The 2305-nt window shown below is 56.7% G+C and carries 2 protein-coding genes; both read right to left on the minus strand.

All coding sequences use genetic code 11. The features are described 5' to 3' along the window. A partial coding sequence (locus AC1DVF_RS29010) for an MgtC/SapB family protein (protein ID WP_477783599.1) occupies positions 1-458 on the minus strand: 458 nt, incomplete at its 3' end. Between the two features lie 1365 nt (positions 459-1823). Next, positions 1824-2305, minus strand: a 482-nt coding sequence (locus AC1DVF_RS29015) for a hypothetical protein (RefSeq protein ID WP_477783600.1), incomplete at its 5' end; no start/stop codon positions are given.

Consider the following 2305-nt stretch of genomic DNA (forward strand, 5'->3'; position numbering starts at 1 on the left):
GCCAATAGCAAGGCCAGGCCCGCCCCCACGCCCGCAGCCAACATGGCTTCGCGGATCGCTAAGCCGCCCAACAGGCAGGTCAGCAGGAGGGCGAATTCCGTTGTCATGCCAGCGTCATGATGGCTCGTTCGCTCGTAAGCAAAGAGCGCACCCGTTCCGACCATCAACGCAGTCACAGCCAGCACTAAACCGCCACCTAAGATGACACTGACCGAGCCGAGAAAAGCGCAGACAACAAAAGTACGAATGCCCGCAGAAGCTCTCGTCGGGCAGGTAGTTTTTCGTCGTTCGCGCTCGGCGCCGACGAGCAGACCGATGCCGAGTGCGACACACAACCCGAGCAGTGTGTTTTGGTCTGAAAGACTTAAAATTTCGTCACTCCTGACAAGTTCAGCAGCAGTTGAGATCTCCACTTCATCGGCATGATTTCTCGTGAGATCAGCGCCTCCATGGATCATTAGACTCCTCCGCGCCACCCACAGCCACTACTAGTTAATGAAGAGGAATCAACGCCAAATTGCCGACATGTCATGACGTCACCACGGCCAAGCCGAGCCAGGCTCCCACGGCCTCTCCATCATGCAGGTCTTCACTGAGAGTGGCGAGGTGGTCGAGGCATTGACGGGCAGGGCGATTGCGCTCGCATTGACCCGGCGTGCGGCGACGGCGCGGCTTCCGACGATAGCGCCGATGTCACGGGCGATGGTGACATCGTCGAGGGTGGTTGCGGCGCATGATCGGAAGGGAAGGGGACGTAAGGGACGACAGCTCGGCACGCTTAGCGAAGAACATTCTCTTCGACGTCTGAAGTAGAAACGCAGCATCCTCAAACTCGTCGAGGCCGTGACGGGTCGTCATATCCAGCGTCCGCTGAACGCACAGAACGGCTCCGACGACCGCCGGCGTGACGATGGACGAAGCGGTCAGACGGCGTTGTCGCGAACGGTAACGTCGCAGCCATGGTGGGCCGCGAGCAAATGCCCGTCATTCATTTGGGAATATAGAATCGAGCGGGTTTGCCCGTCCTGGTGAGACCGCCGGCACGCTTCGCCACGTCGACCGCATAGCCCACGATTACGACCTTGCCGGATGGCAAGGTGATCTCTTTCTCGAGGGAGGCTTTGGTCGCGGAGTCCGACTAGGCCTTTATGTGCATGGGTTTGGGGGACTTAGGTGACATGAAAGGATGTTTGCAGGCCATGGACGATAGGACGACGCAGAAGGTCGCGTCACTAACGATGTTATGGCCGACTTATCCGTAACCCATTGAAAGGTAGGCGGCTCGGAGTTTTTGCGTAACGAAACCCTTCCAGAACGGAGCGTCATAACGCTGTGACATATCGCGGCTCCGGACTAACGGCGTTACTTTCGCCGAAAGTGGCCATGCTTGAGACGCCTACGGCGACGCGGGGCCTGTTTGAAATACGCCGGCGGTGGTAGCCTGACAACGGCCCATGTGCGCCGTGTCCATCCCTCCGGTCACATACCCACGTATCGCGCGACGTGGGACGCCCTCCCAGCATCTGCCGGTCGCGCGCCGCAGCCAAATGTGAATATTGATCATCACATCCGCTCACACGGAGGCTGCGCTATGACTTCAGGCTAATCAAACCGTACAGATGACACCACTACACCTGGTGGCATTACAAAGAAAAGGCCAAGACGCATAGCGGCTTGGCCTTTGGTCGTTGCTTTGGCGAGACAACGATTTAAGGCTACGACGGCTTCAGAACGCTGTCAAGGGTTCTTGCGCCCGAAAAACCTGGCCACTTTGTCAATGCGCACCTCCAACAACTTTGGAGAACGAGATGCGCACACCTTCATCACCGCGCCAAACTCAACGACAACGGCATGCTCCTGATTCGACACCAGCCGGTGGCATATGGAAGGTCATTGACTTCGACGGTAAGAGTCACGTGTTCACGACCGACCTTTCGTTCCTCTACTTCTTCTACCTTGAGGGGGACCAGGAGTTCGTTTCGATAACTCATGAGTTGCTTCCAACATTGGTGAGCGCTTGCCCAGGGCTCACCCTTAACTACAAAGCGGCAGCACTTGCTGAAATGGTCGATGGAACTAAGCAGCTCCAGCTTCTTACTAATGGAAAAAATACCGAATCGGATCCCGATAAGAGCGAAGTGAGCCTTCTCTCTGAGGTCGTCGGAGGAACCGTCCGCTGTATAAAATCCGCCGAGGTCGTTCGACACACTGTTCGGACGCAAAATTGGATTCGACTCCTTTCGCTCTGGAACCGTTGCAATCAGTTGCCCGTCGTTTTGGTGATCGACACCGTCGTGCGTTTGGT

This window comes from Pseudomonas sp. P4_D7, assembly GCF_056401755.1.